The 26411-nt window shown below is 61.8% G+C and carries 27 protein-coding genes; 16 read left to right on the forward strand and 11 right to left on the reverse strand.

Annotated elements, in window-relative coordinates; all coding sequences use genetic code 11:
- Window positions 1-2: 2 nt before the first annotated feature.
- From HGO38_RS13475 to HGO38_RS13485, 3 genes are read right to left on the reverse strand one after another with little or no spacing between them, the layout of a single operon-like run.
- A complete protein-coding gene (locus HGO38_RS13475) occupies window positions 3-473 on the reverse strand; it encodes a DUF2271 domain-containing protein (RefSeq protein ID WP_250956409.1) in 471 nt (156 codons plus the stop codon).
- 28 nt (window positions 474-501) lie between these two features.
- Complete coding sequence (locus tag HGO38_RS13480) at window positions 502-852, reverse strand: hypothetical protein (RefSeq protein ID WP_250956410.1); 351 nt, start codon at window positions 850-852, stop codon at window positions 502-504.
- A gap of 54 nt (window positions 853-906) precedes the next feature.
- Complete coding sequence (locus tag HGO38_RS13485; RefSeq protein ID WP_250956411.1) at window positions 907-1185, reverse strand: PepSY domain-containing protein; 279 nt, start codon at window positions 1183-1185, stop codon at window positions 907-909.
- Window positions 1186-1318: 133 nt separating this feature from the next.
- Between HGO38_RS13485 and HGO38_RS13490 the strand changes: the two genes are divergently transcribed.
- Window positions 1319-1978 (forward strand): response regulator transcription factor, encoded by a 660-nt coding sequence (locus HGO38_RS13490; RefSeq protein WP_250956412.1) that lies wholly within the window; start codon window positions 1319-1321, stop codon window positions 1976-1978.
- Complete coding sequence (locus HGO38_RS13495) at window positions 1975-3321, forward strand: ATP-binding protein (RefSeq protein WP_250956413.1); 1347 nt, start codon at window positions 1975-1977, stop codon at window positions 3319-3321. Before HGO38_RS13490 ends, HGO38_RS13495 begins: the two co-directional genes overlap by 4 nt.
- A gap of 119 nt (window positions 3322-3440) precedes the next feature.
- Here the strand turns inward: HGO38_RS13495 and HGO38_RS13500 are convergent, their stop codons facing one another.
- From HGO38_RS13500 to coxB, 4 genes are all read right to left on the reverse strand, one after another.
- Entirely contained in the window at window positions 3441-4625 is a 1185-nt protein-coding gene (locus HGO38_RS13500) for a GGDEF domain-containing protein (RefSeq protein ID WP_250956414.1), read from the reverse strand.
- A 237-nt stretch (window positions 4626-4862) separates the two neighbouring features.
- Window positions 4863-5183, reverse strand: coding sequence for a hypothetical protein (locus HGO38_RS13505; RefSeq protein ID WP_250956415.1), 321 nt, complete (start codon window positions 5181-5183; stop codon window positions 4863-4865).
- A gap of 1 nt (window position 5184) precedes the next feature.
- Window positions 5185-7683, reverse strand: coding sequence for a cytochrome c oxidase subunit I (ctaD, locus tag HGO38_RS13510; protein ID WP_250956416.1), 2499 nt, complete (start codon window positions 7681-7683; stop codon window positions 5185-5187).
- Window positions 7683-8513: a cytochrome c oxidase subunit II gene (coxB, locus tag HGO38_RS13515; protein ID WP_352230477.1), complete on the reverse strand. Its 831-nt coding sequence runs from the start codon at window positions 8511-8513 to the stop codon at window positions 7683-7685. Before coxB ends, ctaD begins: the two co-directional genes overlap by 1 nt.
- Here coxB and HGO38_RS13520 point away from each other — a divergent pair.
- Complete coding sequence (locus HGO38_RS13520) at window positions 8409-8903, forward strand: DUF2231 domain-containing protein (protein WP_250956418.1); 495 nt, start codon at window positions 8409-8411, stop codon at window positions 8901-8903. The genes coxB and HGO38_RS13520 overlap by 105 nt on opposite strands.
- Here HGO38_RS13520 and HGO38_RS13525 read toward each other — a convergent pair.
- Window positions 8881-9378, reverse strand: coding sequence for a CopD family protein (locus HGO38_RS13525; RefSeq protein WP_250956419.1), 498 nt, complete (start codon window positions 9376-9378; stop codon window positions 8881-8883). The two genes, HGO38_RS13520 and HGO38_RS13525, sit on opposite strands and share 23 nt — an antisense overlap.
- 6 nt (window positions 9379-9384) lie before the next feature.
- Window positions 9385-10122, reverse strand: coding sequence for a cytochrome c oxidase assembly protein (locus HGO38_RS13530; RefSeq protein ID WP_250956420.1), 738 nt, complete (start codon window positions 10120-10122; stop codon window positions 9385-9387).
- 178 nt (window positions 10123-10300) lie between these two features.
- Here HGO38_RS13530 and HGO38_RS13535 point away from each other — a divergent pair, with 178 nt between their 5' ends.
- The 6 genes from HGO38_RS13535 to HGO38_RS13560 all read left to right on the forward strand — a co-directional run bounded on the left by HGO38_RS13535 (window position 10301) and on the right by HGO38_RS13560 (window position 17410).
- The gene (locus HGO38_RS13535) at window positions 10301-12583 is read left to right on the forward strand and encodes an FdhF/YdeP family oxidoreductase (RefSeq protein WP_250956421.1); all 2283 of its coding nucleotides are present in this window, start codon (window positions 10301-10303) and stop codon (window positions 12581-12583) included.
- A gap of 178 nt (window positions 12584-12761) precedes the next feature.
- Window positions 12762-14096: an amidase gene (locus HGO38_RS13540; protein WP_250956422.1), complete on the forward strand. Its 1335-nt coding sequence runs from the start codon at window positions 12762-12764 to the stop codon at window positions 14094-14096.
- Between the two features lie 58 nt (window positions 14097-14154).
- Complete coding sequence (locus HGO38_RS13545; RefSeq protein ID WP_502941560.1) at window positions 14155-14928, forward strand: transporter substrate-binding domain-containing protein; 774 nt, start codon at window positions 14155-14157, stop codon at window positions 14926-14928.
- Window positions 14929-15006: 78 nt separating this feature from the next.
- Window positions 15007-15729, forward strand: coding sequence for an ABC transporter permease (locus HGO38_RS13550; RefSeq protein ID WP_250956424.1), 723 nt, complete (start codon window positions 15007-15009; stop codon window positions 15727-15729).
- Window position 15730: 1 nt separating this feature from the next.
- A complete protein-coding gene (locus tag HGO38_RS13555; protein ID WP_250956425.1) occupies window positions 15731-16417 on the forward strand; it encodes an ABC transporter permease in 687 nt (228 codons plus the stop codon).
- A 42-nt stretch (window positions 16418-16459) separates the two neighbouring features.
- A complete protein-coding gene (locus HGO38_RS13560; RefSeq protein ID WP_250956426.1) occupies window positions 16460-17410 on the forward strand; it encodes a LysR family transcriptional regulator in 951 nt (316 codons plus the stop codon).
- A gap of 28 nt (window positions 17411-17438) precedes the next feature.
- On the opposite strand, the gene HGO38_RS13565 is transcribed toward HGO38_RS13560, so the two are convergent.
- Window positions 17439-18587, reverse strand: a complete 1149-nt coding sequence (locus HGO38_RS13565) for an aminotransferase class V-fold PLP-dependent enzyme (RefSeq protein ID WP_250956427.1) — start codon at window positions 18585-18587, stop codon at window positions 17439-17441.
- 10 nt (window positions 18588-18597) lie between these two features.
- A complete protein-coding gene (locus HGO38_RS13570) occupies window positions 18598-19617 on the reverse strand; it encodes an ornithine cyclodeaminase family protein (protein WP_250956428.1) in 1020 nt (339 codons plus the stop codon).
- Window positions 19618-19873: 256 nt separating this feature from the next.
- Here HGO38_RS13570 and HGO38_RS13575 point away from each other — a divergent pair, with 256 nt between their 5' ends.
- The 7 genes from HGO38_RS13575 to HGO38_RS13605 all read left to right on the forward strand — a co-directional run bounded on the left by HGO38_RS13575 (window position 19874) and on the right by HGO38_RS13605 (window position 26392).
- Window positions 19874-21037: an NAD(P)/FAD-dependent oxidoreductase gene (locus HGO38_RS13575; protein ID WP_352230486.1), complete on the forward strand. Its 1164-nt coding sequence runs from the start codon at window positions 19874-19876 to the stop codon at window positions 21035-21037.
- Window positions 21034-21387, forward strand: a complete 354-nt coding sequence (locus HGO38_RS13580) for a RidA family protein (protein ID WP_250956430.1) — start codon at window positions 21034-21036, stop codon at window positions 21385-21387. The genes HGO38_RS13575 and HGO38_RS13580 overlap by 4 nt, the downstream gene beginning before the upstream one ends.
- A gap of 72 nt (window positions 21388-21459) precedes the next feature.
- Window positions 21460-22230 carry an amino acid ABC transporter ATP-binding protein gene (locus HGO38_RS13585; RefSeq protein ID WP_250956431.1) on the forward strand — a complete coding sequence of 257 codons (771 nt, stop codon included), beginning with the start codon at window positions 21460-21462 and terminating at the stop codon, window positions 22228-22230.
- Between the two features lie 192 nt (window positions 22231-22422).
- Window positions 22423-22740, forward strand: a complete 318-nt coding sequence (locus HGO38_RS13590; RefSeq protein WP_250956432.1) for a (2Fe-2S)-binding protein — start codon at window positions 22423-22425, stop codon at window positions 22738-22740.
- Window positions 22737-24161, forward strand: a complete 1425-nt coding sequence (locus HGO38_RS13595; protein ID WP_250956433.1) for an NAD(P)/FAD-dependent oxidoreductase — start codon at window positions 22737-22739, stop codon at window positions 24159-24161. The genes HGO38_RS13590 and HGO38_RS13595 overlap by 4 nt, the downstream gene beginning before the upstream one ends.
- Window positions 24151-25254, forward strand: coding sequence for an NAD(P)/FAD-dependent oxidoreductase (locus HGO38_RS13600; RefSeq protein ID WP_250956434.1), 1104 nt, complete (start codon window positions 24151-24153; stop codon window positions 25252-25254). The genes HGO38_RS13595 and HGO38_RS13600 overlap by 11 nt, the downstream gene beginning before the upstream one ends.
- Before the next feature lie 199 nt (window positions 25255-25453).
- On the forward strand, window positions 25454-26392 hold the full coding sequence (locus HGO38_RS13605) for a 3-hydroxyacyl-CoA dehydrogenase NAD-binding domain-containing protein (protein WP_250956435.1): 939 nt from the start codon (window positions 25454-25456) through the stop codon (window positions 26390-26392).
- The last annotated feature ends 19 nt before the right edge of the window (window positions 26393-26411 follow it).

Genomic DNA, 26411 nt, shown 5'->3' on the forward strand with positions numbered 1-26411 from the left:
GCTTAACGGGCATAGGTGAAGCCGGCGATGTAGCGCTTGCCCTTCACCGTCTGGCCCGAACCCGTCGATGTCAGCGGCACGACGATGTCGTTCGGGCTGTCGCGCATGTCTTCGACGGCGGAATCGATGTGCAGCTGATAGCCGGCATCGAACAGCGTATCGGCCAGATCGACGGTCATCTTGAGCGAACGGCCCGCCCCGACGCTGGCGCCGGTGATGCCGTTGATCTCGGCGGTGTCGCCAGCCGTGGCGCGGTACCAGCCGCTCAGGTGTTCGTAGTATCTGGCCTTGCCGCCGGCCATCCACAGACTGCCCGCATATTTGCCGTCAGCGTCGGTCACGTAATAGGCAAGATAGGCGCCATCGCCGCCGTAGTTGCTGAGCGTGGTGGTAAATGTCACCTGGCCCGCCATGGCGAGACTGGGAATGGTGAGGGCCGTGGTGACGGCGAGCATGGCAAGAAAGCGCTTCATTTCAATCTCCTGTGCGGATCTGGACGGTTCAGTTCACTTGGACGTTTGGCTTGGATCCGGGCGCGAACAGACCATTGGCCGGCGGGGTGGCGTTCTGCTGCGGCATGGCGCCGCCACGACCGCCGCAGGCCCTGTCATCGTCGTCGTCATCATCCTCTTCGTCGCTGCGGCAGTCGTTGGAGGCCTGGCGACCGTGGTCATCGTCATGGCGATGGTGTCCCCGGTGATGGCCATCGCTGTCGGTCTGGTCATAGTCCACCAGGCCGAAGGCGCTTGAGGTCTTCGTTTTCAGGGCATCGAGCGGCATGGCCAGACTGCCGAAGGCGACGAGAAGGCCGGTGCCGGCGCAGGCAGCCAGAAGAAGTTTGCGGTAGGTCATATCAGTGTCTCCGGTTGGTGGGGCATGATGGGGATGGGGATCGGGTTCGGAAGGTCAGCGATGGTCGTGGCGTTCTTCGATGTCGATGACCTCAAGGGTCTGAGGGTCGATTTTCGCCTCGAAGCGGCGGCCCTCTCTGTCGGTGCCGTAGACTTCGTAGCAACCGTCATCGATCTTGATGCGCTTCAGCGTCCAACCGCGTTCTTCCGCCATGGCGCGGACGGCCTCGCGTGGCTGCCAGTGGGCCATCGGAATATCGCAATCGTCCCTGGCCTGGGCGGATGTCGCGGCCAGGATCGCCAGGGCCACGGTGGGCAGAATGCCGGTCTTCATCATCGTTTCCTCTCAGTGTCGGAGCGATCAATGGAGCGGCAAACTGACAGGCACCTGACAAACGGCGCGACATTGCTTCAGCTTCCCGTAAGCTGGCGGGTGGACTAGGACTTGAGAGCAAAGGGAGGCAATGATGCGGGTTCTGCTGATCGAGGACGATACGGCGCTGGGTGCGGCCATTCGCGACCAGATCGCCGCTGACGGCCATTCCGTCGACTGGGTGATGCGGCTGGATCGGGCCGGCGACGCGCTGGCCGCCGCCGGCTACGACCTTGTCCTGCTCGATCTCATGCTGCCCGACGGCTTGGGCATTGCTTTTCTGAAAGCGCTGCGCGGCCGGGGCGATGTCACCCCGGTGATGATCCTGACAGCCCTCGACCAGGTCTCGGACCGGATTGCCGGGCTGAATGCCGGGGCGGACGATTACATGGTGAAGCCCTTCGATCTGGCCGAGCTGTCGGCCCGCATCGGCTCGGTCGCCCGCCGCTATACCGGCAACCCCAACCCCCTCGTCACGCTGGGCCCGCTCACCGTGGATCTTGCTGCCCGCAGCGTCGCGCTGAACGGCAAGGCGGTGATCCTGACGGCGCGCGAATGGGTCCTGTTCGAGGCCTTCCTGCAGCGTCCAGGTCAGCTCCTTTCCAAGGCGCAGCTGGAAGAACGGCTCTATTCCTTCGATACGGAAATCGACAGCAATGCCATCGAAGTGCATGTCAGCCGGCTGCGCAAGAAACTCGGCGCCCATGTGATCGAGACCGAACGCGGTCTCGGCTACCGATTGGGGCGCGCATGAAGATCGGTACATCGCTCCAGACGCGCCTGGCCCTTGCGGTCGGGCTTTCGGTCACGCTGCTGTGGTTGGCGGCGGCCGCGGTCACCGCCCATCGCCTCGGCGGGGAAATGCAGCAAGTCTACGATGACGGGCTGAAAGCCACGGCACAGCGCATCCTGCCGATTGCCCGGCACGACCTGCGCGAAGGCCGCGACCATCGTGGTGCCGTCGAGCAAGAGGACGGCGAAACGCGCGGCGGCCGCGAGACGCGGTACGGCGAGGACGTGACCTTCATCGTGCGCGACCGCGACGGGCGGATCCTGCTCGCCTCGCGAGGTGCTGACGCCTCGATCTTTCCGGCTTTTGCCCAACGGGGTTTTGTCCGGACCGAAACGCACCAGCTCTATTACGACGTCAGCGCCGACGGCCGGATGACGATTGCCGTGGCCGAACCGCTCGATCGCCGCAGGGAACTGTCACGCAAGATGTTGCTGGGTCTGGTGCTGCCGCTGATCGTGGTGATCCCGTTCAGCCTTCTGGCAATCGTTGTGGCGGTGCGCCGGTCCTTGCGCCCGGTGCGCGGCCTGCGAGAGGAGCTTGCTCATCGCGGCACCCAGGATCTTTCACCCTTGCCCGATAGCAGCCTGCCCAGCGAGCTTCGTCCGATTTCGGCAGGCGTCAACCAGCTGCTGGACCGCCTGAAGGCGGCGTTCAATGCCGAACGCGCCTTTGCGGCCAATGCGGCACACGAACTGCGAACGCCGGTGGCAGGCGCCATTGCCCAGGCGCAGCGCATTCGCTCCGAAACGACGGAAGAACTGACAAGCCAGCGGGCAACGGAGATCGAAACCACCCTGAAGCGGCTGATGCGCATGTCGGAAAAGCTGATGCAGCTTGCCCGCGCCGAAGGCGGACGGCTGCAAAGCGATCAGCCCTCCGATCTCAGGCCCGTCTTGCAGATGATCACCCAGGATTTCACCCGGGCCGGGGAGGGGCGGATCGTCCTGAGCCTTCCGCAAGGCGCCGTGCTTTCCAAGCTGGATCCCGATGCCGTTGGCATTCTATACCGCAACCTGATCGAAAACGCCCTGAAGCACGGCGCGCAGGACGGTCTGGTCGAGGCGGTCCTTCAGGCGGACGGTTTGCTTTGCGTCGCCAATGACGGTCCGGTTCTGCCGGCCGAAGCGATGAACCGGCTGATGCAAAGGTTCGAGCGTGGCGAGGGAAAGATCGGCGGCAGCGGCCTTGGCCTCTCCATCATCAAGGCGATCGCCGACCGCACCGGCATGACCATGACCGTCCTGTCACCGAGACCGGTCAGGCAGCAAGGTGTCGAGGTCCAGGTTCAACTGCCGCTCGCGTGAACCTCATCTTTCGACCGGTTGTTCTGATGGCAGCCGACGGCCGTGGACCCGTCGAGTGCGCCGGAGGGCCGGCATGTGCTCTGGGTGCAGGTGCGGGTTCTGCCGGGCGACACGACGGCTTATTTCGCCACCTGAAGGTCCCGGTCCGAGGGGATGTCCACTGTTTCATTTGGTTCGAGGACAGATGTGTTTCGCCCCGATTGCTTCGCTTTGTAGAGGCCCCCGTCTGCCCGCTTCATGGCCGAGGATAAATCCTCATGCGCGGCGACAGGCGTGAGGCCAATGCTGACCGTCACTGTTTCCACGCGCTTGAATTCAAGTTGCGCAACAGCCATGCGGATATTTTCGCACGCCAGTTGCGCCAGAGCGGGGCCTTCCCAGGGAAACAGCAGCACAAATTCCTCGCCGCCGATCCGCGCTACCGTGCTGAGAGCGGGACAATTTTCCTCCAGGCACAGGGCCACTGCGCGAATGACGTCATCGCCTTTCTGGTGCCCCCAGGTGTCGTTGATGCGTTTGAAATGATCGATGTCGATAATCGCGATTGCGGCCGGAATGCTGCGGTGGCGGCGCGCCATGTCCTCAAACGAAGCATGCAAGCCGCGCCGGTTGGGCAGTCCGGTCAGCGGGTCCGAAATGGCCTCTCTTCGATCCCTGAGGACCACGGTTTGCAGGGCATCAATCAGGACGAGAAGGCCAGCTGCAATCAGCAGAATTCCGGAACTGGCTTGTGACACGGTGGCATAGGTTGTGCCGACATAATCGGAAGCCGTTGCACCGGAACCGAAGCGGACAGCGGCGAAGGGCTTGAGAAGGAAGTGGGCGCCGATCACCGTGAACAGTGCCGTTGCGGCACGATCAAGGGGCGTCTTGCGACCATGCAGGTAGGACGTCGCGGCACAAAACCAGGAAGCACAGGCAAATGGGATCTGATAGGTCAGTTCATACCAGAATTCATTGCGCTCGCCGCCCCAAACCAGTCCACGAAGGCAAAGACCGCTGATGAAGATGACGCCGCCTATCCACCATGCCGGTCGCCGTCCATGCAGGCGCGAGATGGCCGGTGCCATTAGGACGATACCGCCGAAAAGACCGGCGAAACTTGTTATCATGAAAGGTGTCGGCGAGGGCGAGAGGGGCAGCACAAACTCCGATAGCGGCGTAAGCATACCGATGGCGTAGCTGAGTGCGAACCAGCGGATATGGCCGAAGCCGGGATTGAGCTGCGCGATGGTCAGGAAGCTTGCGACGAACATGCCTGCAACGAAAATATTGACGAGTATCGGCAAGGCGGCAGCAGGCATGGCGTTGTCTATCCGTTTCTGGACATTCTATTCCGCGGTCAACGTGCCTTGGAATGGCAGGATCTGCTTCGGACATTTTCCGGATCTATTCGATAAGCAGAGTCCTAACCCTCTACTGCTTAACGTTCCGTGAGCGAAAAGAACTTTAGCGGGTCGTCAATCAACGCCGCACGGGGGCGAGCATCAGCCGCCGTAGGCTGATCGCGGCCACCATGCCTTGTCCTGCTGGTTCCGAGATCAGCAAAGTTGCAGCCAGAACACGCCCGGGAATGTGATCACTGTCGAGACCATGCCGGCAAGCGCACTGTAGCGGGCTATGCGGCCCATGCCTGGTTGGTGTGTATCCATGCTTCGCGCGGCCAGGTACAGGGCTGCAGACAGGGCTGTGGCCAGCACAAGAAGAGCCATCAGGACTAGCCGCAGCAGAGGAAATCCGGCAAGCAACACCGTGTCCCAATCAGCCCTGCAGCCCAAACCCTGAACGCCATAGAGCGTCGTGAAGGAGATGCTCCACAGCACGAACGGCCCGATGATGAAGAATATCAGACGATAGCGCATGTCAGCCTCCCGGACGCAAGCTTGTCAGCAGAAGGGGATAGAGCGCGGTGATAACGGTGATGGCGATGCCGTAGCCATGCCAAAGGGTCGCGATCCGCATGTCGTTCTGGCGGGTTTCGGAGATGTATTCACCCGTCCGCCACAGGCAAAATCCGGCAAAGATCAGACCGATGACCAAATGGAGAAGCAGATAGCTGGAGACGGCGAATTTCACGGCTTCCAGCGCAAACGAGGTCGCCGTTGTGTGCCAGTAGAGCTCCAGTCCGGTCAGACAGGATGTGATGGCGTAGGAGACCAGGGACACGATGAGCAAGGGTCGGCAGAGGCTCATCTTTGTCCCTGCAGCAGCACCGGCGCATGTGGCCAGAAGGGCCACCGGCGCGATGAGAGCGGCACTCCCGGTCGGCGTATGCAGGAGGGGCTGGGCGCCGGTGTTGGACACCCAGAGGAAAAGTCCGCCAAACAACAGCGAGGCAAACAAGGTGGCATTGGCCAGCAGCGTCAGGCGCATGGCCAGGATCGACGGGGCATCCTTGCTTTCGAAATGCAGGGGAACACGGCAATCTTCAGACGCGTCGACCAGACCCCGGTCGATCTTCGCTTCAGCATTGGGCGTCCAGCGCAGGAACATGGCAAGCGTCACCAGCGCGAAAACGATTGCCAGCGGATAGATTTTCAAAAGCAGCCCGATGAAGACGCCACCCGTGGTGACTGCCGTGAAGAAGGGCAGATAGGTCGGACGGGGCAGGACGATGATCTGGTTAGGCGCGCCGGATACCGCATCCACCCCCATCGTTTCCATCCAGCCATTGCGGGCGAAGCCGAGATAGCCCTTGCCAGCCGCAAGTTCGGCACCGAGCGTGTCGATAGCCAGAGCGTCGGCGCGGGCGGAGATCTGCGGCAGGGAGGCGAAACTGTAGGATGGCGGCGGCGTCGGCATGGCCCATTCCAGCGTTCCCGCCTTCCAGGGATTGCGCCGAAACGGTTTGCCGAACAGGAAGATCAGCACGACATCGAGTGCGACCAGCATGAAACCCATCGCCATCACGAAGCTTCCGAAGGACGACAGCAGGTTGAGCCATTCCCAGGGCGAGCCGTCCGGGTAGGCGAAGGTTCTGCGCGGCATGCCGAGCAGGCCCGTCAGATGCATCATGAAAAATGTCAGGTTGAAGCCGATGAAGATCATCCAGAAGGCGGCACGGGAGAGATGTTGGACCGGCTGGCGCCCGCTGATGTGAGGCAGCCAGTAGTATATGCCGGCCAGCATCGGAAAGAGAAAGCCGCCGACCAGCACATAATGCAGGTGCGCGACGACGAAATGCGTGTCGTGGGCCTGCTGATCGAATGGCACCATGGCCAGCATGACGCCGGTCAGTCCTCCGGCGACAAACACGAAAAAGAACCCGAGGACGTACAGCATCGGCACGTTCCATTGCGGTCGCCCCTGGGCCAGCGTGCCGAGCCAGGCGAAGAGCTGGATCGCCGTGGGGATCGCGACAAGGGCGCTGGCGGCGGAGAAAAAGGACAGGGCGACGTGGGGGATGCCGACCGTATACATGTGGTGGACCCACAATCCGAAGGAGAGAAATGCCATGGCCATCAGCGCCGCGATGATCATTTCATAGCCGGCCAGCGTCGTTCGCGCCAGGACGGGAATGATGGTCGACAGGGCGCCGGCGGCCGGCAGGAAGATAATATAGACCTCGGGATGGCCGAACAGCCAGAACAGGTGCTGCCACAATAGCGGATCGCCGCCCCGGTCCGGGTCGAAGAACGGCAGATCGAAGGCCCGCTCCGCTTCGAGCAGGATCGAGCCGAGGATCAGCGGCGGAAATCCGACCAGCATCATTCCGCCGACCACCAGCATGTACCAGGCAAAGATCGGCATTCTGATCAGAGACATGCCGGGCGCGCGCATGCGGATGATCGTGACGACGATTTCTATGGCCGCGCTGATCGCCGAAATCTCGACGAAGGTAATGCCCAGCAGCCAGATATCGGCATTGATGCCGGGGCTGTATTTGGACGACGACAGCGGGGTGTACATGAACCAGCCGCCATCCGGCGCGATCCCGCTGACAAGCGCCACGATTAGCATCGATCCGCCGAACAGATAACACCAGAAGCCGTAGGCGGATATGCGCGGAAAGGCGAGGTCCCTGGCGCCTAGCAGTTTGGGCAGAAGATAGATGGCCAGGCCCTCGAAGAAGGGGATCGCAAACAGGAACATCATGATGGTCCCGTGCATGGTAAAAACCTGCGCATATTGCGCGGCATCCATGAAGGCATTGTTGGCCGTTGCCAGTTGCGCGCGGATCAGCATGCCGAGAAAGCCGCCAATCGCGAAGAACACCAGTGCGGTGATCATGAACCGCTTGCCGATCACATTATGATTGACCGCCGCAAATCGTCGCCACCCCGTGCCGGAGTTCCAGATGGCGTCGAGCTGCCGGTGCAGGGCGATGGCAGAAATCTTCTCAGCCACAGGAGGTGGTGTCATCATGGCCCCAACTTTTTCAGTGTGTTTTCAAACTCTGCGACGCTGTGCGTGGTCACCCGGAAGGTCATTCCGGCATGACCCACTCCACAATATTCCGAACAGATGCCGCCAAAGGTTCCCTCGACGTCCGCCTGCAGAACGATCGCATTCACCTGTCCGGGAATGGAGTCGATCTTGCCGCCCAGCCGCGGAACCCAGAAACTATGGATGACGTCGACGCTCGTCGTCTCAATGCGCACGGGGCGTCCCACCGGCAGATGGAGAATGTCGCGGGACGTGACGGTCCTGCCGTCGAGTTCATAGGCGAAGTCCCAAGTCCACATTCTCGATGTGGCGACAACCGTGATCTCGGCATCGGAGACGCGGTCGCCAAACAGCGTCTCGCCCTGGTAAAATGCGTATCCGAGCAGTGCGAGCAGGATCGGCACGGGCATGACGATGCCACCGAGCACGATCCAGCGCTGCGGGCTGATGTGTTTGACTTTATCGCGCGCGAAGAAGACCACGCAGAGCAGCGCCATGACGAGGCCGAAAATGACGGCGGCACCCGCTAGCATGGCCCACCAAAGTCGGGCGATTGCGGCTGTGGACGGACCTGCCGCATCCAGGGCGGAGAGGTCGCCCTGGCAACCGGCCAGGAGAGGCGAAAACAGGCTTAAACCGAAAAGCGCGAGGAACCTGAAAGGCGGTCCTGGTGTTGGTAGCCTGAATGGAGATCCCTTTTGATGGAAAATGGCAGCGAGAACCCGGTCATCACGAAGATCGAGGAACAGACGACGAGTTCTGCCGTGGCGGTCGCCGGGCACCCGCTTCATGCCATGACAGTGCATTTCCCCATCGCGCTGGTCATGGCCACCTTGGCGGCCGACGTCATGTACTGGTGGAGCGCAGACCCGTTCTGGATGCGCGCCGGACTGTGGGCTGCAGGCGGCGGGTTCTTCGGAGGGATCGCCGCAGGTCTGATCGGCACGGCCGAACTCTTGCTGGTCGCCGGCATTCGGGCCCGCGTTGCCAGCTGGGCCCATGGCATTGCGGCCATGTCGCTCATCGCCGTGGCCGGTGCCAATTGGGGCGGACGGTTCACGCAGATGATCGACGTCCTTCCCCATGGCCTGGGGCTTTCGGTCCTTGCAGCCCTGCTGGCGGGGCTGGCGGGCTGGCACGGCGGCAAGCTGATATTCGATCACGGCATTGGCCTCATGGTATCGCCCAAGGACTGATCTGCGCGATCATCCTTTTGAGGGCTCCGGGTTCCGACCAGTTGGCGGGCAGGATGGCCGGCGCGTCCGGCCGAGCCAGCACCATGAACAGGATGCCGCCGACGATGAGCGTGCTGGCGATGGTGGCCAGCAGAAAACGCCAGACAGGATATGCCTCGCCCTCGTCGAAAAGCCGGATGATGACGAGACCCGTCATCACATGGATCACCACCATGGCGCCGACCAGCGCGAGCTTCATGGAGAACCATTCGCTGAACGGCAGCTGCAGAAAGGTCAGCGCCGTGCCGGTGCCAATGGCGATGAAGGCCGCGGGCGATAGGACTTTTACATACGAAAAGCGGACGACATTCTGGAGCCGGTAGAGGTCTTCATCCAATTGGATGCGGGCCCTCTGCACGTAGAGCCCCGGAAGGCTGACCAGCCCGGCCGCCCAGATGGAAATGGCAATGATGTGGATGAATTTCAGGAAAATCATTGCGGTCTACGGCCCTGTGGCATGACGGGACAGCAAACGGGTGCGGATGCTCCAGAGCGCGACGATGATGTAAGGCGCAAAGCCAACCGTCCACATCAACACGCCGGCCAGTTGTTGATCCTGAAGCGGGCCCATGCCAAACGCCCTGGTTGTGCCAAGGTGCGCTTCGAACAGAGCATCGGGCGCGAAGGTGAGGATGGCGCCAAGGAACCCCATCTGCACCATGGTTCCCAATGCCAGGCTTATGGCGGTGACAGGTGATACATGCCGTGACAGCATTTGACCCCAGAGTGCGATCGAGGCGGCAATCAAGCCGGACTGCATCAGCCAATACGGCGCTGTTCCCGACAGGGCAAAGCCATAGCCGGCCGGTAGATGCCAGGCCCAGTATAGGGCGGTATGCGTCAGGAACACCGCCTCGGCAGGCAATCGTGCGATCCATCCGAGCTGAGGACGTGCCATGATGAAGATCAGCGGGGCGATGACCGATCCGATCAGGATGTGATGGGACAGTCTGACCGAAAACAGCGCGGTGGTCATGGCGCACAAAGGCGATACGAAGGCCATGAACAGCAGCGTTGCCAGAACAGCGGTCCGCCAGTTGCGTCGGCGCGGGTCTGCAAAGTGAGCCGCGGCGGTTACAACCACCAGAGCCACAATCAGGACCACATCGAAATTCCACGAGGCAAGCAGAGTCTCGGAGGTTGGGGCTGGGCCGCAATAGGGGTCTAGCGTGCTCGTCAAGCTCAGTGTCCGTCGGTTGGAAGGTCAGCGCCAAAATTCGTGCGTTAACGCGTCAACGTGGCAGGCAGGCATCCGTTCCATCGTTTCCGGTTTCTCCGCTGCAGCCCGAAATAGATTATCCGATCCATGGAACCCTGCGGCTTGCGGAGCGGTTGCGCATCAAAGGAAAGGGCGCAGCATGGATAAAAAAGCAGAGTTCAAAACATACGAGATGCCGACCGGCGGTTGGGGATCCATCAAATCGGTTGTGAAACACGCCATCAAACAAGGCGCCGTCAAGACGACACCGGGGCTGATGACGGATCACAACAAGGTCGGCGGTTATGCCTGCACCAGTTGCGCCTGGGCCAAGCCCGGCAAACCGCATCTGGCGGAGTTTTGTGAAAACGGTGCGAAAGCCACGTTCTGGGATCTCACATCGAAGCGCACGACGCCGGATTTCTTTGCCAGACATACCGTCACCGAGCTTCTGACATGGGCAGACTACGACCTCGAAAACGAGGGCCGGCTGACCCATCCGGTGCGGTACGATCGGGCCAGCGATACATTTGTGGAAGTCGGCTGGGCCGACGCTTTTGCCGACATAGGCTCGAAACTGAAAGGCTACGACCCGGAAAAGGTCGTGTTCTATGCGTCGGGGCGAGCCTCGCTCGAGACATCCTACATGTACCAGTTGCTGGCGCGATTGTACGGCAACAACAACCTTCCCGACAGTTCCAACATGTGTCACGAGACGACTTCGGTGGCCTTGCCGCAAAGCATCGGCACGCCGGTCGGAACGATCCTGCTCGACGACTACAACCACACCGACTGTATTCTGTCCTTTGGCCAGAATGTCGGCACCAATGCCCCTCGGCTGCTGCACACCTTGCAGGAGGTGAGAGAGCGCGGCGCGCCGGTGGTGGTGTTCAATCCGCTCAAGGAGCGGGGATGGCAGGCCTTCGTCAATCCGCAGCGCCCTGGCCAGATGGCGACGAACAAGCCGACCGATATCGCCACGCAGTATTATCAGGTCAATGCCGGCGGCGACATCGCCGCCATCATGGGAATGGCCAAGTGTCTGTTTGACTGGGACGATGAGGCGATCGCAACCGGCGCTGCGCGCATTCTCGATGAGGCCTTCATCGCGGCCCATACGCACGGCTTCGAACAGTTCGAGGCGCATGTCCGCTCGACCGCCTGGCCTGATATCCTCAAGGCATCCGGCCTGACGTATGCGTCCATAGAAGCGGCGGCGAAAACCTACGCAAAGGCCCGCTCCGTCATCGCGATCTACGGCATGGGCCTCACCCAGCATCGTTATGGGGTCAGCAACATTCAGATGCTGGTCAATCTCCTGCTCATGCGCGGCAATATCGGCCGGCCGGGTGCCGGCATTTGCCCGGTACGGGGGCATTCCAATGTGCAAGGGCAGCGCACGGTCGGCATATCCGAGAAGGCGGATCTCGTGCCACTCGATCGTCTGGCCGAGCAATATCATTTCGAGCCGCCGCGCAAGGATGGCCTGAATACCGTCGAAGCCTGCGAGGCAATCGTCAAAGGCGACGTGAAAGCCTTTATCAGCCTGGGCGGCAATTTTGTCCGCGCCATCCCCGAACGCACGCTGATGGAAGAAAAATGGCGCGGCCTCGACCTGTCGGTCCAGATTGCCACCAAGCTCAACCGCAGCCACCTGATCACCGCCGCAACGACCTATATCCTGCCGACCCTGGTCAGGACCGAGATCGACGAACAATCGAGCGGGCCGCAGATCGTCACGATGGAGGATTCGACGACCTGCATCCATGCCTCGCGCGGCAAATATCAGCCCGCAAGTGCGGCTTTGCTGTCGGAGCCGCGCATCGTGGCGGAAATCGCAAAGCATACGCTGCCGCCAAACCCGACCGTGCCCTGGGATGAATGGGTGGCGGATTATGCAAAGGTCAGAGACGCCATCGAGGCGACGTTTCCGGAACAGTTTCGAGACTTCAACGCACGGCTCGACACCCCCGGCGGTTTCCCGCGCCCGGTGCCGGCGCGTGATCGTGTCTGGAAAACCGAGACCGGGAAAGCAAATTTCAAACTGCCGAAATCTCTCGACGCCAGCTTTTCGGTCAGCGATGATCGCGACCTATTGCGTCTGGTCACGCTGAGATCGAACGACCAGTTCAATACGACGGTGTATGGCTACGATGACCGGCTGCGCGGCATTCACAAATCCCGCATGATCATCATGATGAATGCCGACGACCGCATCCGCCTGGGCTTGGCGAAAGACGGGCTTGCCCGCATCACCACCGCAGTCGATGACGGTATCGAGCGGACTCTCACCGGCATGCAGGTGATCGACTATGATCTGCCGCCCGGCACCTGTGCTGCCTATTTCCCGGAATGCAACTCGCTGATCCCGCTCTGGCAGCATGACGAGGACAGCAAAACGCCGGCCGCCAAATCCGTTCCGGTGCGGATCACCCCGGCATGAGTTGGTTGCACGACCCGCGCAAGGACGGAGACGATCTCTCCAACCAGCGGCGCCTCATTGCCGGGTTAATAACAATTGGTAATTAACCGCGCGCTTCAAGGAATTAGGGCGGGCTGGAGCTTCCTGTTAGCTTGCATGTGAAGGTCGCAGGGACCGGACACACGGGCTGAATGCAATGATGGAAGACTCTCCTCAGTCGATAGGCGACATACAGCGGCGCTTTGCCGCCGGCCTGTCCACGGTGAGTTTCATCGAAGGGTGTTTCGAGCGGATCGAGCGCAACAACGATCAGATCAAGGCGATGATATTCGTCGCCCGGGAGCAAGCGCTTGAGGATGCCGGGCGGTTGGACGCGGAGCTTCGCTCCGGCCGGCGCCGCGGCCCGCTGCATGGTATCCCGATCGCGGTCAAGGATGTCATCGACGTCAAGGGGTGGCCGACGACGTCGGGCTCGCAGCTGTTCAGGGGCCATGTCGCCGAAGAGGATGCGGCTTGCATCCGCAATCTGCGCGCCGCCGGTGCCGTGATCGTCGGCAAGACGAATCTGCATGAATTGACGGCCGGCAACCATGAAAATCCCTGGTTTGGCAAGGTGGTCAGCCCGTTGGATCCGACGCGCGGCACCGGCGGCACGAGCAGCGGTTCGGCGGCGGCCGTCGCTGCCGGTTATTGTGTCGCCGCCATCGGAACGGATACCGGCGGGTCGAACCGCTCCACGGCGGCTGCCACCGGGCTTTTTGGCTTCAAGCCGACGAATGGCCGCGGCGATCCCTCGGGTGTTCGCCCAACGGCCCCGAGTCTAGACACGATCGGCCCGATCGCAAATAGCGTTGAGGACGCCCGCCTGGTGCATTTCGCCATGCAGGGCGCAGAGGCTCCGGAGCCGCTGGCGGTCGCCCTTTCAGGCCTTCGGATCGGCCTTTGTCCCGATCTGCATGCCGCGGCTGTCGACCCCGTCGTGGCGGATGCCCAGGCGCTATGGCTCGCCCGATTGCAGGCGGCTGGTGTTCAGGTGCGGACGCTTGAATTTCCGCTGGCCGGCAAGGTCATGGAGGCGGGACTTGTGATCCTGCAATATGAATTTGCCGCGCAGTATGGCGCGCTTGTCGAGAGCGCCCCGCAGGATGTCGGGGCGGCCGTCAGCGGTTTCATCGCGGCGGGCAGGGCAATGGATGCGACGGACTATCAGGCAGCGGTGGCGTTTCGCAGCCACGCCCAAGCGATCTTCCTGGACCTCATGTCGGCCGTCGATCTTCTCGCTGCACCCGTGGCACCCGGACTGGCGCCGCGCCTGACCGACGAAATGACGGCGGTCGGTCCGGATTTCGTACCTTACGGCCTGGCGGGCGGCACCTTCCGCCGCTGGGCAAATTTTCTCGGCCTTCCGACGCTCGCCATGCCCCTTCCAACGCAGGGCGGGTTGCCGGCATCCCTTCAAATCTCGACGCGACCTGATACCGAAGCGACGCTGTTTTCCATATGCGAAGCGCTTCGCCCGGTGGAGGCGCGCTGAGAGGAGAATCCAAGACGTCTACAGAAACCAACAAGGGGAATGAAAAATGAAGAGATTAATTGTTGCATTGTCTATTCTCGTGGCGCCGTTGGGCGCAGTGAACTCGTCTATGGCGGCAGACGAAGTGTTGCGCTTCGGCGTCGCCGCCGAGCCCTACGCACCCTTCTCCGTCAAGGATGCGAGCGGCAAATGGCAGGGTTGGGAAATCGATCTCATGGATGCCGTCTGCGCGGAAATGAAGGCGAAGTGCGAGATCGTCGATATCGCCTGGGATGGCATCATCCCGGCTCTGCTCGAAAAGAAGTTCGACGTGATCTGGAGCTCGATGTCGATCACCGACAAGCGTAAGGAAGTGATCGATTTCACCGACAAATATTACTATTCGGCGAACGTGCTCGTCGGTGCCAAGGCTGATACGAGAGAATTCGACGTTACCAAGCCTGATACGTTCAAGGGCGTCGCTGTCGCCGCGCAGAGCGCCAGCCTGCAGGCAACCTACATGCAGGAAAAGTTCGGCGGCGTGGCCGATCTCAAGCTCTATCCGACACTGGACGACGAGATCGCAGACTTGCAGGCAGGACGTGTCGATCTCATGGCGGCCTCGGCCATCCAGATCTCTGATTTCCTGAAAAAGCCCGAAGGGCAGAGCTACGAGATCAAGGTCGAGATGCCGCATGAAAAGATGTTCGGCTACGGCGACGGCGGCGGTGTTCGCCAGGAAGACACGGTTCTGCGGGATCGGCTCAATGCAGCCATCAAGGCGGTGCGCGCCAGCGGTGAATACGACACGATCACCAAGCGCTACTTCGACTTCGATATCTACGGCGATTGATCTCTGACTGACTTCAAAGTCGATGCCGGCTGTCCACTGGACAGCCGGCACAATCCTTGTCGAACTGGAACATGCCGCATGGACTCGACACTGTCTTGGCTAACTCTACTGAGTTTTGGTGACCAGGGCTGGAGCGATGAATTGGTTCGGGGTGCGTGCCTCAGCCTTGGTATCTCAATTAGCGCCTACCTCATCGGTCTGATGCTGGGCCTGATCGGAGCGCTGGCCAAACTGTCGAACAGCCGCGTTGCCAGGGGCCTGGCCTCCGGATACACCACGATCATCCGTTCCATCCCGGACATCCTGATCATTTTTCTGGTCTATTACTCGGCAACCGATGCTCTGAGATCCCTTCTGGGGATGACCGGACTTCTGGCCGATTTCCAGCTCAACGGCTTCGTGGCGGCGGCGATTTCCCTGGGGATCGTTCAGGGCGGCTATAGCACCGAAGTGCTGCGCGGCGCGATCGTTGCGGTCGCTGCCGGGCAGACGGAAGCCGCCTATGCCGTCGGCTTGACCCGCCGGCAGACCTTTCTCCTGGTCATCCTGCCGCAGATGGTCCCGCTGGCCTTGCCGGGACTGGGCAATCTCTGGCTGGTCGTGCTCAAGGAGAGTTCGCTCGTCAGCCTTATCGGCTTCACCGAACTCGTGCTGGCCGGCAAGATGGCGGCCGGTGCGACGCGCCACTACTTCCTGTTCTATTCGGCCGTGGCCGTCGTGTTTCTGGTGATGTCGGCCGTCTCGACCGCCTTGCTGCACGTCTGCGAAGTGAAATCTTATCGTGTCTGGAGGCCAGCGTAGCATGACGGAATTCGGCACCTATCTGGTCACTCAGCTGCTGACCGGGTTTCAATCGACGATTCTGCTGTTCGTCGGCTGTGCGCTGGTTGGAAATATGCTGGCCATCCCGGTCGCGCTTGCGAGGCTTTCCTCGTCGCGCTGGCTGCGATATCCCGCCATCGCATTTGTGCTCGCCTTCAGGGGAACGCCTCTGCTCGTCCAGCTCTATCTCGTTTATTTCGGGGTAGGGCAGATCCTGGCCGGCATCCCGGCGATCCGCTACAGTCCGTTTTGGCCTTTGTTTAAAAGCGCCTACAGCTATGCCTTCTTCACGCTCTCGCTCAACACGGCGGCCTATTGCAGCGAGATCTGGCGGGGAGCCTTGCAAGGGGTTCCCAGTGGCCAGAGGGAAGCAGGCAGGTCGCTGGGGCTATCGAAAGGGCAGATCCTGCGCCTGCTCCTGCTGCCGCAAGCCTTCCGACTGGCGCTGCCGGCGATCGGCGGCCAGAACATACTGCTGCTGAAAGGCACCGCCCTGACCGCCACCATCACGCTTTTCGAACTGATGGGTGCTGCCAATCTCGTGCGGGCGCAGACCTTCCGCATCTATGAACCGCTTCTGGCAGCCGCCTTTGCCTATTTTATGCTGGCAATCGTCATTACATCCGGATTTAGGTTTGTGGAAAAGCGGTTGCCCGCCTATTCCTGAACGGGCGATATTGGGCGCTTCATAACCCATCTGGAGATCGAATTGCTGACCAATGATGGTGAATTTACGCCGCGGGAGATCGAGGTCTTTGCCGCAGTCATGTCGCATGGCACGACGACCAAGGCGGCCGATGCGCTCAATATCACGCAACCGGCCGTCAGCAAGATTCTGCTTCAGTTGACGACAAAGGCCGGCTTTCCGCTGTTTCGCAACCATCGCCAGCGTCTCATCCCCACGCCTGAGGCGCACATGCTTCACGCCGAGATCCGGCGTGTCTATGACACCGTGCGCGGCATTTCGCGGGTGGCGCGCGAGATCAAGGAGCTGCGCAGCGGCCGGCTCAATATTTCGGCGCTGCCTGCCTTCGGCCTGACATTGCTGCCGTCGATCATCGCCAGCTTCACAAAGGAATATCCGGATGTGGCCGTGACGGTCGATATCCGCAGTTCCTCCACCATCATTCAGCGGGCCAGTCGCAACCAGCTCGATATTGGCGTGGCGGCCGAAGTGAATGATGAAACCCCGTCCGTCGTGCGGCGGGCCCTGGTGGCCACGCCGCCGGTCTGCATCATGCCCAAGGGCCATCCGTTGAGCCGGCTCTCGGTCGTTCAGGCCGATGACCTGGAAGGCCTGAACTTCGTTTCCTTAGGTGTGGGTGACCCAATGCGGAGGCAACTGGATGCCCTGTGCGAAGAGCGTGGGGTCAACCGGGCACTGAAAGTCGAGGCGGCGCTATCGAACACCTGCGTGAACCTGGTGGCCAATGGTGTGGGGGTTGCGGTCATCGACAGGCTATCGGCATGGATGGCAAAGGATCTTCCCATCGAGATCCGCGACTTCCAGCCCCATCTCGACATCAACCTGAGTGTCTACAGGCCATGGGGCACGATCGCCTCTTCGGTCGCCGATACCTTTGTCGAACATCTCATCCAGTCGACCCGGGACTACATGAACGGTGTCGATCGCGGCGTCCGGGCACTCTCGGAGTTCTGAGTGCCCCGGACGCGGTTCGATCGGAGGTCTAGCGGGTCAGCGTGTCGATGATCTCGAACAGGGTCCGGATATCGCCTTCATCGTTGTAGACATGCGGCGTGATGCGCATCTTGCTGCCGCGGATAGTGACGAAGGCCTTCTGTTCCCTAAGGCGTCTTGCCAGGTCGTCGCGGTAGCGCTCCCCGAGATCGACCACCGAGATATGGCCTGCGCGCAAGGCCTCGATCGGACCGGAATAGCCTCGCTGTTCCGCCTCCTGCCAGATCAGGCGGTTGAGCCACAGGAGCCGTTCATGAACGGCTTTGCTACCCCATTGCTGCAAGAGTTGCATCGAGTCGATCGCGATCGGCAGGACGGCAAAATCGGAGCGCTCTCCCATGTCGAAGCGGCGGGCGCCGGGCTGGTAGTCCAGCATGGTTTCCAGGTAGAAATCCGAGCGTTCTCCACCGGCACGGTTCCAGGAGTGGAATTCGAGAGGCCGTCCCGTCTTCTGCCAATCCTGGTTGGCGTAGAGAAACGCCAGGCGATACGGTCCGAGCAGGAATTTATAGGTCGCAAAGGTCAGGAAATCGGGCCGCACGCGGGTCACGTCGAAGGGCACGGCCCCGACCCATTGCGTGCCATCCATCACAAGGCTGGCGCCGGCGGCGCGGCTCGCTTCGGCGACCGCTTCGATATCGACATGGGTGCCCTCGAACCAGTGAACGATCGTTCCGGCGACCACCGAGACCGGAGCTTGCGAATTCCGGATTGCGGCAACCAGGCAATCCGACCAGGTTTCATCCGGCGACCGGGGAACGGTGACGACGCGGGCGCCCTTTTGTTTGGCGACCTCATACCAGGCGTACCGATGGGAGGTGTGCTCGTTCTCCATCATCAGGATCACGGATCCGGCCGTCAGCGGCACGTTGCCGGCCGCCAGCGCGATGCCGTAACTGGTCGCCGGAACGATCGCAATGTCGTCCGTCTGCGCGCCGATGAAGGAGGCTGCCAGGGCGCGGGCCTTCTCGACGTCGTCATAATAGGAATTGATCGTCATTTCCCAGGGAGCCGCCTTGACCTGCACGCCTTTGATACCGGCCTCCACGGCGCTCTTGGGGATCGGCGACATATAGGCCACATCGAGGTAGGTGACGTCGTCGGGAATGGAAAACAGATGCTTCTGGCAAGTCAGCATGGGAAAATCCTTACAATGACACTTCGACGCCAAGACCAAGGTCTTTCGCCTTCAGATAGATGAAGTTGGCAAGCTCGATGTCCTGGGCGGGAACGCCCAGCGAACGATACAGAGTGATTTCGGACGGGTCGCGGCGGCCCCGGACATCCCCGTTCAGCACGGCGCCGATTTCCCCGATGATCTGCGAAGGATCGAGGCGGCCGTCGCCGAGTGGCTCCGTCAGGTCGGATGCTGAGGTCATCGCCATCGGCATGTAGTCCACCCAGATGCTGGAACGGGTGACGCAGTCCACATCCAGTTCCTTGAGGGAGGCGATGCTGGCTCCGACGGCGTTGATATGGGTGCCGGCGGAGATCCACTTGCCTTCCAGGATCGGGAATTTCGCCGAGGTGACCGTACAGACGATATCGGCGCCTTCGACGGCGTCCCGGACGGTCGAACAGGCCGTGGTCGAATAGCCCTTGCGGCTTTGGGCTTCGGCAAACCGGGCCGCCTTGCCGGGATCGCGGCCCCATACGCGGATCCGCGTGATCGGACGCACGAGGGCGATTGCGTCGACATGGCGTTCGGCCTGCTCGCCATAGCCGATCAAAGTGAGGTCGCATGAGTCCGCCCGCGACAGGGTTCTGGTCGCGACGGCACTGGCAGCCGGTGTGCGCAGCCCGGTGATGGCGTGTGCGTTGATCAGCGCGACGGGTCGCCCGTGCTCCCTTTCGAACAGGAGAACGCCGCCCTGGTGCGACGGCAGGCCGTCTTCGAAATTCTGCGGGCTGACCGAGAGTACCTTGGCGCCGAACAGCGGGCGGTCAGCAGGTGAGGCATACATCAACGAGAGGCAGGCGCCGGGCACCCCCGGCAGGTCCAGCGTCCGCCTGACATCCTGATGGGCGACGCCATTCGACGTCTTTCGCAAGGCCGCGTCCGCGAGGTCGATGGCATCCTGCGCGGTGACCAGCGCCTCGACGGTCCTGCCGTCAACGACGAGCAAGCCGGCGGTCGGTCTGACGGATTGGGAGGGATACAAAGCCATGCAGGACCTCTGATAATTTCAGGTGGTCCCAGAGATAACATCGTGACAGGAGCCCAGGTCGGAAAAGTTCATAACTGAGGAACGACATGTTCATCGAGTTTCTCATAACACCCACGTTTCCGGGCTCTTAGAGGCGTCGGATCGCCGTTCATAACTATTCATTATAAGCGCCCCCGATGCGGTTGTTTGACCGCAAAGCGCCCCTTCTCCAAAACGGATCAAATCGCCCGGTGGGTGAAAGCTTCGCCAAGAAGCAATCCGTAAATCGTTACAATGGGTACCGGAGAAGAGAATGCGCGTCGTCGTCATAGGGGCAGGGATCATTGGGAGTTCGGTGGCATATGAAACGGCCAAAGCCGGCGCCCGGGTTACTGTCATCGAGGCCGGCAAGATTGCCGGTGGAGCGTCTGCGGCCAGCTTCGCCTGGACCAATGCGACCGGAAAGAGACCGCAGAGCTATTTTGCCTTGAATGTTGCAGGCATGCGCGCGCATCTCGATCTGAGCCGCGAATTCGGCAATGCGCCATGGTTTCATCAGACCGGTAGCCTCGAATGGTATTCGCGGCAGGAGGATTGGGCGGCGCAGCAGGAGAATGCCGACCAGATGCAGGACTGGGGCTATGGTGTCGAGTGGATCAGCAAGAGCCGCTTGGCCGAACTGGAACCCGAAATCGATCTTTCGGCGATCGGACAGTCTCCGATCATTTATTACCCGGAAGAAGGCTGGGTCCATCCGGTGCTCTATTCTGCCGGTCTCCTGCGGGCGGCCAGGGAGCGCTGGAATGCATCGGTCCACGCATTTTCCCCCGTCGAAACAATCGATCTGAGCGGTGAAACCAAGATCGTTCGCACGACCAAGGGCGACGTCTACGAGGCCGATGTGGTGATCAACTGCACGGGCAGCTGGGCCGACCGCAAGCTGGACGGCGTTCCATCCATCCCGATGGCATCGAATATCGGCGTTCTCGGCTTTACCTTGCCGGTGGCCTCGACGCTGCAGCGGCAATTCCACATGGACGATCTCGACGTCCGGCCCGACGGTGCCGGCCGCCTGATGATCCACAAGATCTCGGTGGATGATGTCGTCCCGGAACTGGGTGACCTCGATCCGAAGGGCCGGGAAGCCGGCCTCCTGATCGACGCCGTTCGAAAGGTGCTGCCGGCGGTGCAGCCCGATGACCTGGAATCCATCCGCACGACCATGCGTCCGATCCCGAGCGATCGCCTGACCTGCAGCGGCTGGGTGCCCGGTGTCAGCGGCTACTACGCAGCGGTCACCCATAGCGGTGTGACCATCGCCCCCTATCTGGGCAAGGCTGTCGCCGACGAGGTCGTTCGCGGACACGTTCACCAGAGCCTGGCCGACTTTCGCCCGGATCGGTTTATCGCAGCCAAAAACGGGATGGGACAGAGATCATGATCCTCCAGAGACTTGACAAGACCGAGCGGCTCAGCCGCGTCGTCGTGCACAAAGGGATCGCTTACTTTTCCGGGCTGACCGCCGATGACAAGCAGCAGGATGTGCGCGGGCAAACAGCACAGATCCTCGCCAAGGCCGATGGCTACCTCGATCGAATTGGCTCCCATCGCGCCGCGATCATCAGTGCGATGATCTGGCTTCGCGATATTGACGATTTCGACGAGATGAACGTGGCCTGGGTCGACTGGATCGACAAGGATGCGCCGCCGGCACGGGCGACGGTGGAAGCCAAACTCGGTCTGCCGGAGATCCTGGTCGAGATCCAGTTCACGGTTGCCATGCCGGACTGAAAAATCGAGGGCCGGAAACCGCTTGTCGCCTTCCGGCCTCCTGCTTCGATGCACAAAATCAGGACACCGACCATGGCCAAAGTTCAATCTGCAGCGCTCGCGTCCGCTTCGGACTATTCGATCGAAATCGTCGGCATGAACAAGTGGTACGGCGATTTCCACGTGCTGCGCGATATCAGCCTCCAGGTGGCGAAGGGCGAGCGTATCGTCATTGCCGGACCGTCCGGCTCCGGCAAGTCGACGATGATCCGCTGCATCAACCGGCTGGAGGAACACCAGTCGGGAAAGATCATCGTCGACCAGATCGAACTCACCGACGACCTGAAGAAGGTCGACGAAGTGCGCCGCGAGATTGGCATGGTGTTCCAGCATTTCAACCTTTTCCCCCATCTGACGATCCTCGAAAATTGCACGCTCGCGCCGATCTGGGTGCGCAAGATGCCGCGTAAGGAAGCCAGGGACGTGGCGATGCACTATCTGACGCGGGTCAAGATTCCCGAGCAGGCGCACAAGTATCCGGGCCAGATCTCCGGCGGCCAGCAACAGCGCGTGGCGATCGCCCGGGCGCTCTGCATGACGCCGAAGATCATGCTGTTTGACGAACCGACCTCGTCCCTCGACCCGGAAATGGTGAAGGAAGTGCTCGACGCGATGGTGGGCCTGGCCGATGAGGGCATGACCATGCTGTGCGTCACCCATGAAATGGGCTTTGCCCGCCAGGTTGCCGACCGGGTCATCTTCATGGATCAGGGCCGCATCGTCGAACAGAATGCGCCGGCCGCGTTTTTCGACAACCCGCAGCATGAGCGCACCAAGCTGTTCCTCAGCCAGATCCTCCACTGACCGCGACCCTGGCGGCGGCCAGTCGAGTTCATGAGTTTTGACGATGACCGCGCCCGGCTTCGATATTTGCGATCGGCGGTTCTGGCTTGGATAATGCCTCCCGAAGCAGCAAGCACCCGCCGCACGGTGTCCGGAAGGCGCAGGATGCCGCAGCCTGGGCGCAAGAGCGATACCAATGGAGAGGAATGATCCATGTTCAGCAAGGCTGATGTGATCGATGGCCGGCCATCCGTGAACGTCGAGATCGACGGGCGCGACGTGATCTGTCGGGAAGGTGACACGGTCGCCGCCGTGGTCCTGCTCCACGGACCGCAACCCTACCGGCACAGCATTCTCTCCGGCGCCGAGCGGGCGCCGTTCTGCATGATGGGCATCTGTTTCGAATGTCTGATCGAGATTGACGGCGTTCCCAACCAGCAGGGCTGCCTGCGGCGCGTCGAGCCCGGCATGCGGATCAGGCGCCAGATCGCCGTGGCAATGGCGACCTCCGAGGGGAGGGCGATGTCATGATGCCGAGATTCGACCTTTGCGTGGTGGGCGCCGGGCCTTCCGGAATGGCGGCGGCCGTCATGGCGGCGCGACACGGGCTTTCCGTGGCGCTGCTGGACGAACGACCGAGTGCCGGCGGTCAGATCTATCGTGGTCTGGAAGACGGGCCTTTCCGGCATTCGGCCGCTCTCGGCGCTGAATACCAGGAAGGCAGCAAGGCGATCGCCAGCTTGCGCAATGCCGATTTGAGTGTCTGCTTTGGCGCAAATCTCTGGCGGGTCGACCTGTCCGACACTGGCGGCGTCGCCAGCTATGGCCAGGCCGGCGCGTCCCGGCGTCTGGCATTTGGCGATCTGGTCCTGGCGACCGGTGCCATGGAGCGTCCCGTCCCCTTCGAGGGTTGGGCACTGCCCGGCATCATGGGCGTCGGCGCGGCCCAGCTTCTCTTGAAGACGTCCGCGATCGTGCCGTCGCGCCGTCTCGTGCTGGCGGGCAATGGTCCTCTGATGCTGTTGTTTGCAACACAGTTGCTGCAGCTCGGGGTCGAAATATCCGCCATTCTCGATACGTCGGTAAAGGTCAGCAGGGTCGCTGCCGCGATCAGACATGCCCGCGGACTTTGGCTCAATCGCGACAAGATCCGGAAAGGTGCTGGTTTGATCCGCGCCATCCGCCGCGCCGGCGTTCCGGTCTACCGCAACGTCTCCAGCCTGTCGGCCTCGGGCTCTGAGCGGATCGCGGCCGTCACCTTCGATGGGGATAAGGGACAGACCACTCTTAGCGTCGACACGCTGTTGATCCATGAGGGCATCATTCCCAATACCCAGCTGTCGCGGGCGCTTGGCTGCCGGCACGTCTGGGACGAGGGCCAGCAATGCCTGCGCCCGGACATCGATCGGTTTGGCGAAAGCAGTCTCAAGCGGGTCTTCATTGTCGGCGATGGCGCCGCGATCACCGGCGCTATCGCGGCACCCGCCTCGGCCGAAATCGCGATCGGCCGCATCCTGGACCGAGACGGACGCAGCGACGAGCGTTCAAGGGCCACGGTTCGAAAAGCCGCCGCGACGCTTGCGCGCGAACGCGCCTTTCGCCCCTTTCTCGATGAACTCTACACACCGCGTCTCGCTGCCGCCCGCCAAAGTGACGCCACTCTCGTCTGTCGTTGCGAGGAGGTGAGTGCGGGAACGCTGCGTTCCGCCCTCAAGGATGGCGCGATCGGTCCTTCGCAGGCCAAGGTCTTCACGCGGTGCGGCATGGGCGCATGCCAGGGACGCGTTTGCGGCCCCATCGTCTCCCAGCTGATCGCCAGCGAAACCGGACGGCCCATCGGCGATGTCGGGCAGTACAACATCCGCTATCCGCTGAAGCCCGTGACCCTCTTTGACATGGCCCGCTGCGGCGTGGACGAGGAACGGCATGAGGGGACCGAACATGTTGCTTGAGACAGATGTTGCGGTGATCGGCGGTGGCCTGGTCGGGATCTCGGTCGCCTATGGCCTTGCCAAGCGCAATGTGCAAAGCGTCGTGCTGGACGAAAGCGACGGTGCCATACGCGCCAGTCGCGGCAATTTCGGCCTGGTCTGGGTCCAGGGCAAGGGGCTCGCGCTGCCGGCCTATACCGGTTGGGCCATGCGGGCCGTCGAGCAATGGCCTGAACTGGCGGCTCGCCTCATCGCGGAAACTGGTATCGATGTCGGTCTGACGCAGAAGGGTGGCCTCTATCTGAGCAGAAGCCCGGAAGCTTTCGAGCAGCGCGCTCGTGACCTGGCGGCCGTGCAGCAGCGCTTCCCCGGCGACTACGAGTTTGACATGCTCGACAATGCGGCAATCCGCAAGCGGGTGCCGGAGATCGGCCCTGATGTCGTGGGGGGCAGCTATTCGCCCTATGACGGCCAGGCCAATCCCTTGCGGCTGCTTCACGCCCTGCATCGGGGCTACCTGGCGCGCGGCGGTCGGGTTTTGTCGAATGGTGGCGCCACCGATATCGGCCAGCGGGGCGACAAATTCGTCGTGACGACGCCGGGCGGGCAGGTGGTGGCCCGGCGGATCGTGCTGGCCGCTGGCCTTGGCAATGCCACCCTGGGTCAGATGCTTGGGGTCGGAATTCCCGTCAAACCCGTTCGCGGCCAGATCCTGGTGACCGAGCGCGTGCCGCCGATTTTCGATATCGCGATCGAGCAGGTCCGCCAGACGGAAGACGGCACCCTGATGATCGGCGGCAGCTGGGAAGAAGTCGGCTTCGATCTTGGCACCACATTCGACGTCACCCGCCGGATCGCCGACGATGCGCTGCACTTCTTCCCTTTCCTCAAGGATGTCCGCATCATGCGCAGCTGGGCGGCGCTCCGCATCATCACGCCCGATGCCGCGCCGGTCTATGAAGAAGTGCTGCCGGGTGCATTTCTGGTGACATGCCACAGCGGTGTTTCGCTTGCCGCGATCCATGCGGACGAAACGGCCGGCTGGATTGCCGATGGGGCTATCCCGGATGCCATGCGCGACTTCGGCCTGCGGCGCTTCGCAGGTTCGCAATAGGTACCTCTGGAACCGCCATAGGGAGCGCGCAGGGCGGCGGGAGACGACAGGCCATTCACAACACCGAGCGCATGAGGGCCAACATCTGTCGATGCTCGACGGATTTGCTTCGGTGCAGGCGGTCCGCATGGTACCAAGAGCGAACCGGGAGGATCTGGTCCGGGGTTTTCGCTTGATCATGCACATAGGAGGGCAGCAGTTGGAGGGGCAAGAGATCGCTACCGTCACGGTGGTCGGAACCGGGATCATAGGGGCCAGCTGGACCTGCCTTTTCCTTGCACATGGGTTGAACGTGGTCGCCACCGACATTCGCGACGGTGCCGCAGCGGACCTCGATACCCTGGTCGACCGCTTTTGGCCGTCTCTTCCCGAAACGGTCCTAAGCACGCCCCGACGCGGCACGCTGCGCTTTGCCGCCGATTTGGAGGCCGCCTGCGCGGGGACCGATTTCGTCCAGGAGAATGCCATCGAACGGCTCGACGCCAAGATCGACCTGATGTGTCGCATCGATGCCGCCACACCTCCGGGCGTCATCATCGCATCGAGTTCTTCGGCGATCTCCGTGACCGACATGCAGAGCGCCTGCGCCCATCCCGGACGCGTGGTGCTCGGCCATCCCTTCAATCCACCGCATCTGATACCCCTGGTCGAACTGGTTGGCGGGGCGCGGACGGACGAAAACGCTCTGGACCGTGCCGAGCATTTCTACACCCGCCTTGGCAAGGTTCCGATCCGCTTGAAAAAGGAGATCTACGGGCATGTCGCCAACCGGCTGCAGGCCGCGCTTTTCCGGGAGGCGATCCACATGCTCGAAAGCGGCGTCGCTTCTGCGGAGGATATCGATCGTGCCGTGACCGAAGGACCTGGGCTGCGGTGGGCCTTGATGGGACCGCTGCTGACGTATCGCCTGGCTGGCGGCGAGAAAGGCATGAGAGGGTTCTGGGACATGTTCGCGCCGATGCAGGAGAAGCTCTGGGGCGAATTGGGGGCGCCTTTGCCGGATGCCGGCCTGCAGGCCCGTGTCACAGAGGCCGTCGAGCATTGCTACGCCGGTCGGTCTGTGCAGGCGCTGGCCAAGGAGCGGGACAGGCAATTGCGGCAGGTGCTGGCTGTGAAGGCGCCGAACACCTCGGACTGATCCGCCTTTCGGATCGCAG

Source organism: Rhizobium sp. CG5, from assembly GCF_023701945.1.
In the GTDB taxonomy this organism is placed as follows: Bacteria; Pseudomonadota; Alphaproteobacteria; order Rhizobiales; family Rhizobiaceae; genus Allorhizobium.

Coding starts and splice junctions, on each gene's coding strand:
- HGO38_RS13600 (WP_250956434.1), top strand. CDS start 24,151: ATGTTGCTTGAGACAGATGTTGCGGTGATCGGCGGTGGCCTGGTCGGG.
- HGO38_RS13540 (WP_250956422.1), top strand. CDS start 12,762: ATGGAAGACTCTCCTCAGTCGATAGGCGACATACAGCGGCGCTTTGCC.
- HGO38_RS13505 (WP_250956415.1), bottom strand. CDS start 5,183: ATGCGCTATCGTCTGATATTCTTCATCATCGGGCCGTTCGTGCTGTGG.
- HGO38_RS13525 (WP_250956419.1), bottom strand. CDS start 9,378: ATGATTTTCCTGAAATTCATCCACATCATTGCCATTTCCATCTGGGCG.
- HGO38_RS13480 (WP_250956410.1), bottom strand. CDS start 852: ATGACCTACCGCAAACTTCTTCTGGCTGCCTGCGCCGGCACCGGCCTT.
- HGO38_RS13520 (WP_250956418.1), top strand. CDS start 8,409: ATGGAAAATGGCAGCGAGAACCCGGTCATCACGAAGATCGAGGAACAG.
- HGO38_RS13555 (WP_250956425.1), top strand. CDS start 15,731: ATGACGGAATTCGGCACCTATCTGGTCACTCAGCTGCTGACCGGGTTT.
- HGO38_RS13535 (WP_250956421.1), top strand. CDS start 10,301: ATGGATAAAAAAGCAGAGTTCAAAACATACGAGATGCCGACCGGCGGT.
- ctaD (WP_250956416.1), bottom strand. CDS start 7,683: ATGACACCACCTCCTGTGGCTGAGAAGATTTCTGCCATCGCCCTGCAC.
- HGO38_RS13485 (WP_250956411.1), bottom strand. CDS start 1,185: ATGAAGACCGGCATTCTGCCCACCGTGGCCCTGGCGATCCTGGCCGCG.
- HGO38_RS13495 (WP_250956413.1), top strand. CDS start 1,975: ATGAAGATCGGTACATCGCTCCAGACGCGCCTGGCCCTTGCGGTCGGG.
- HGO38_RS13570 (WP_250956428.1), bottom strand. CDS start 19,617: ATGGCTTTGTATCCCTCCCAATCCGTCAGACCGACCGCCGGCTTGCTC.
- HGO38_RS13490 (WP_250956412.1), top strand. CDS start 1,319: ATGCGGGTTCTGCTGATCGAGGACGATACGGCGCTGGGTGCGGCCATT.
- HGO38_RS13580 (WP_250956430.1), top strand. CDS start 21,034: ATGATCCTCCAGAGACTTGACAAGACCGAGCGGCTCAGCCGCGTCGTC.
- HGO38_RS13500 (WP_250956414.1), bottom strand. CDS start 4,625: ATGCCTGCTGCCGCCTTGCCGATACTCGTCAATATTTTCGTTGCAGGC.
- HGO38_RS13565 (WP_250956427.1), bottom strand. CDS start 18,587: ATGCTGACTTGCCAGAAGCATCTGTTTTCCATTCCCGACGACGTCACC.
- HGO38_RS13590 (WP_250956432.1), top strand. CDS start 22,423: ATGTTCAGCAAGGCTGATGTGATCGATGGCCGGCCATCCGTGAACGTC.
- HGO38_RS13595 (WP_250956433.1), top strand. CDS start 22,737: ATGATGCCGAGATTCGACCTTTGCGTGGTGGGCGCCGGGCCTTCCGGA.
- coxB (WP_352230477.1), bottom strand. CDS start 8,513: ATGCACTGTCATGGCATGAAGCGGGTGCCCGGCGACCGCCACGGCAGA.
- HGO38_RS13585 (WP_250956431.1), top strand. CDS start 21,460: ATGGCCAAAGTTCAATCTGCAGCGCTCGCGTCCGCTTCGGACTATTCG.
- HGO38_RS13475 (WP_250956409.1), bottom strand. CDS start 473: ATGAAGCGCTTTCTTGCCATGCTCGCCGTCACCACGGCCCTCACCATT.
- HGO38_RS13550 (WP_250956424.1), top strand. CDS start 15,007: ATGGACTCGACACTGTCTTGGCTAACTCTACTGAGTTTTGGTGACCAG.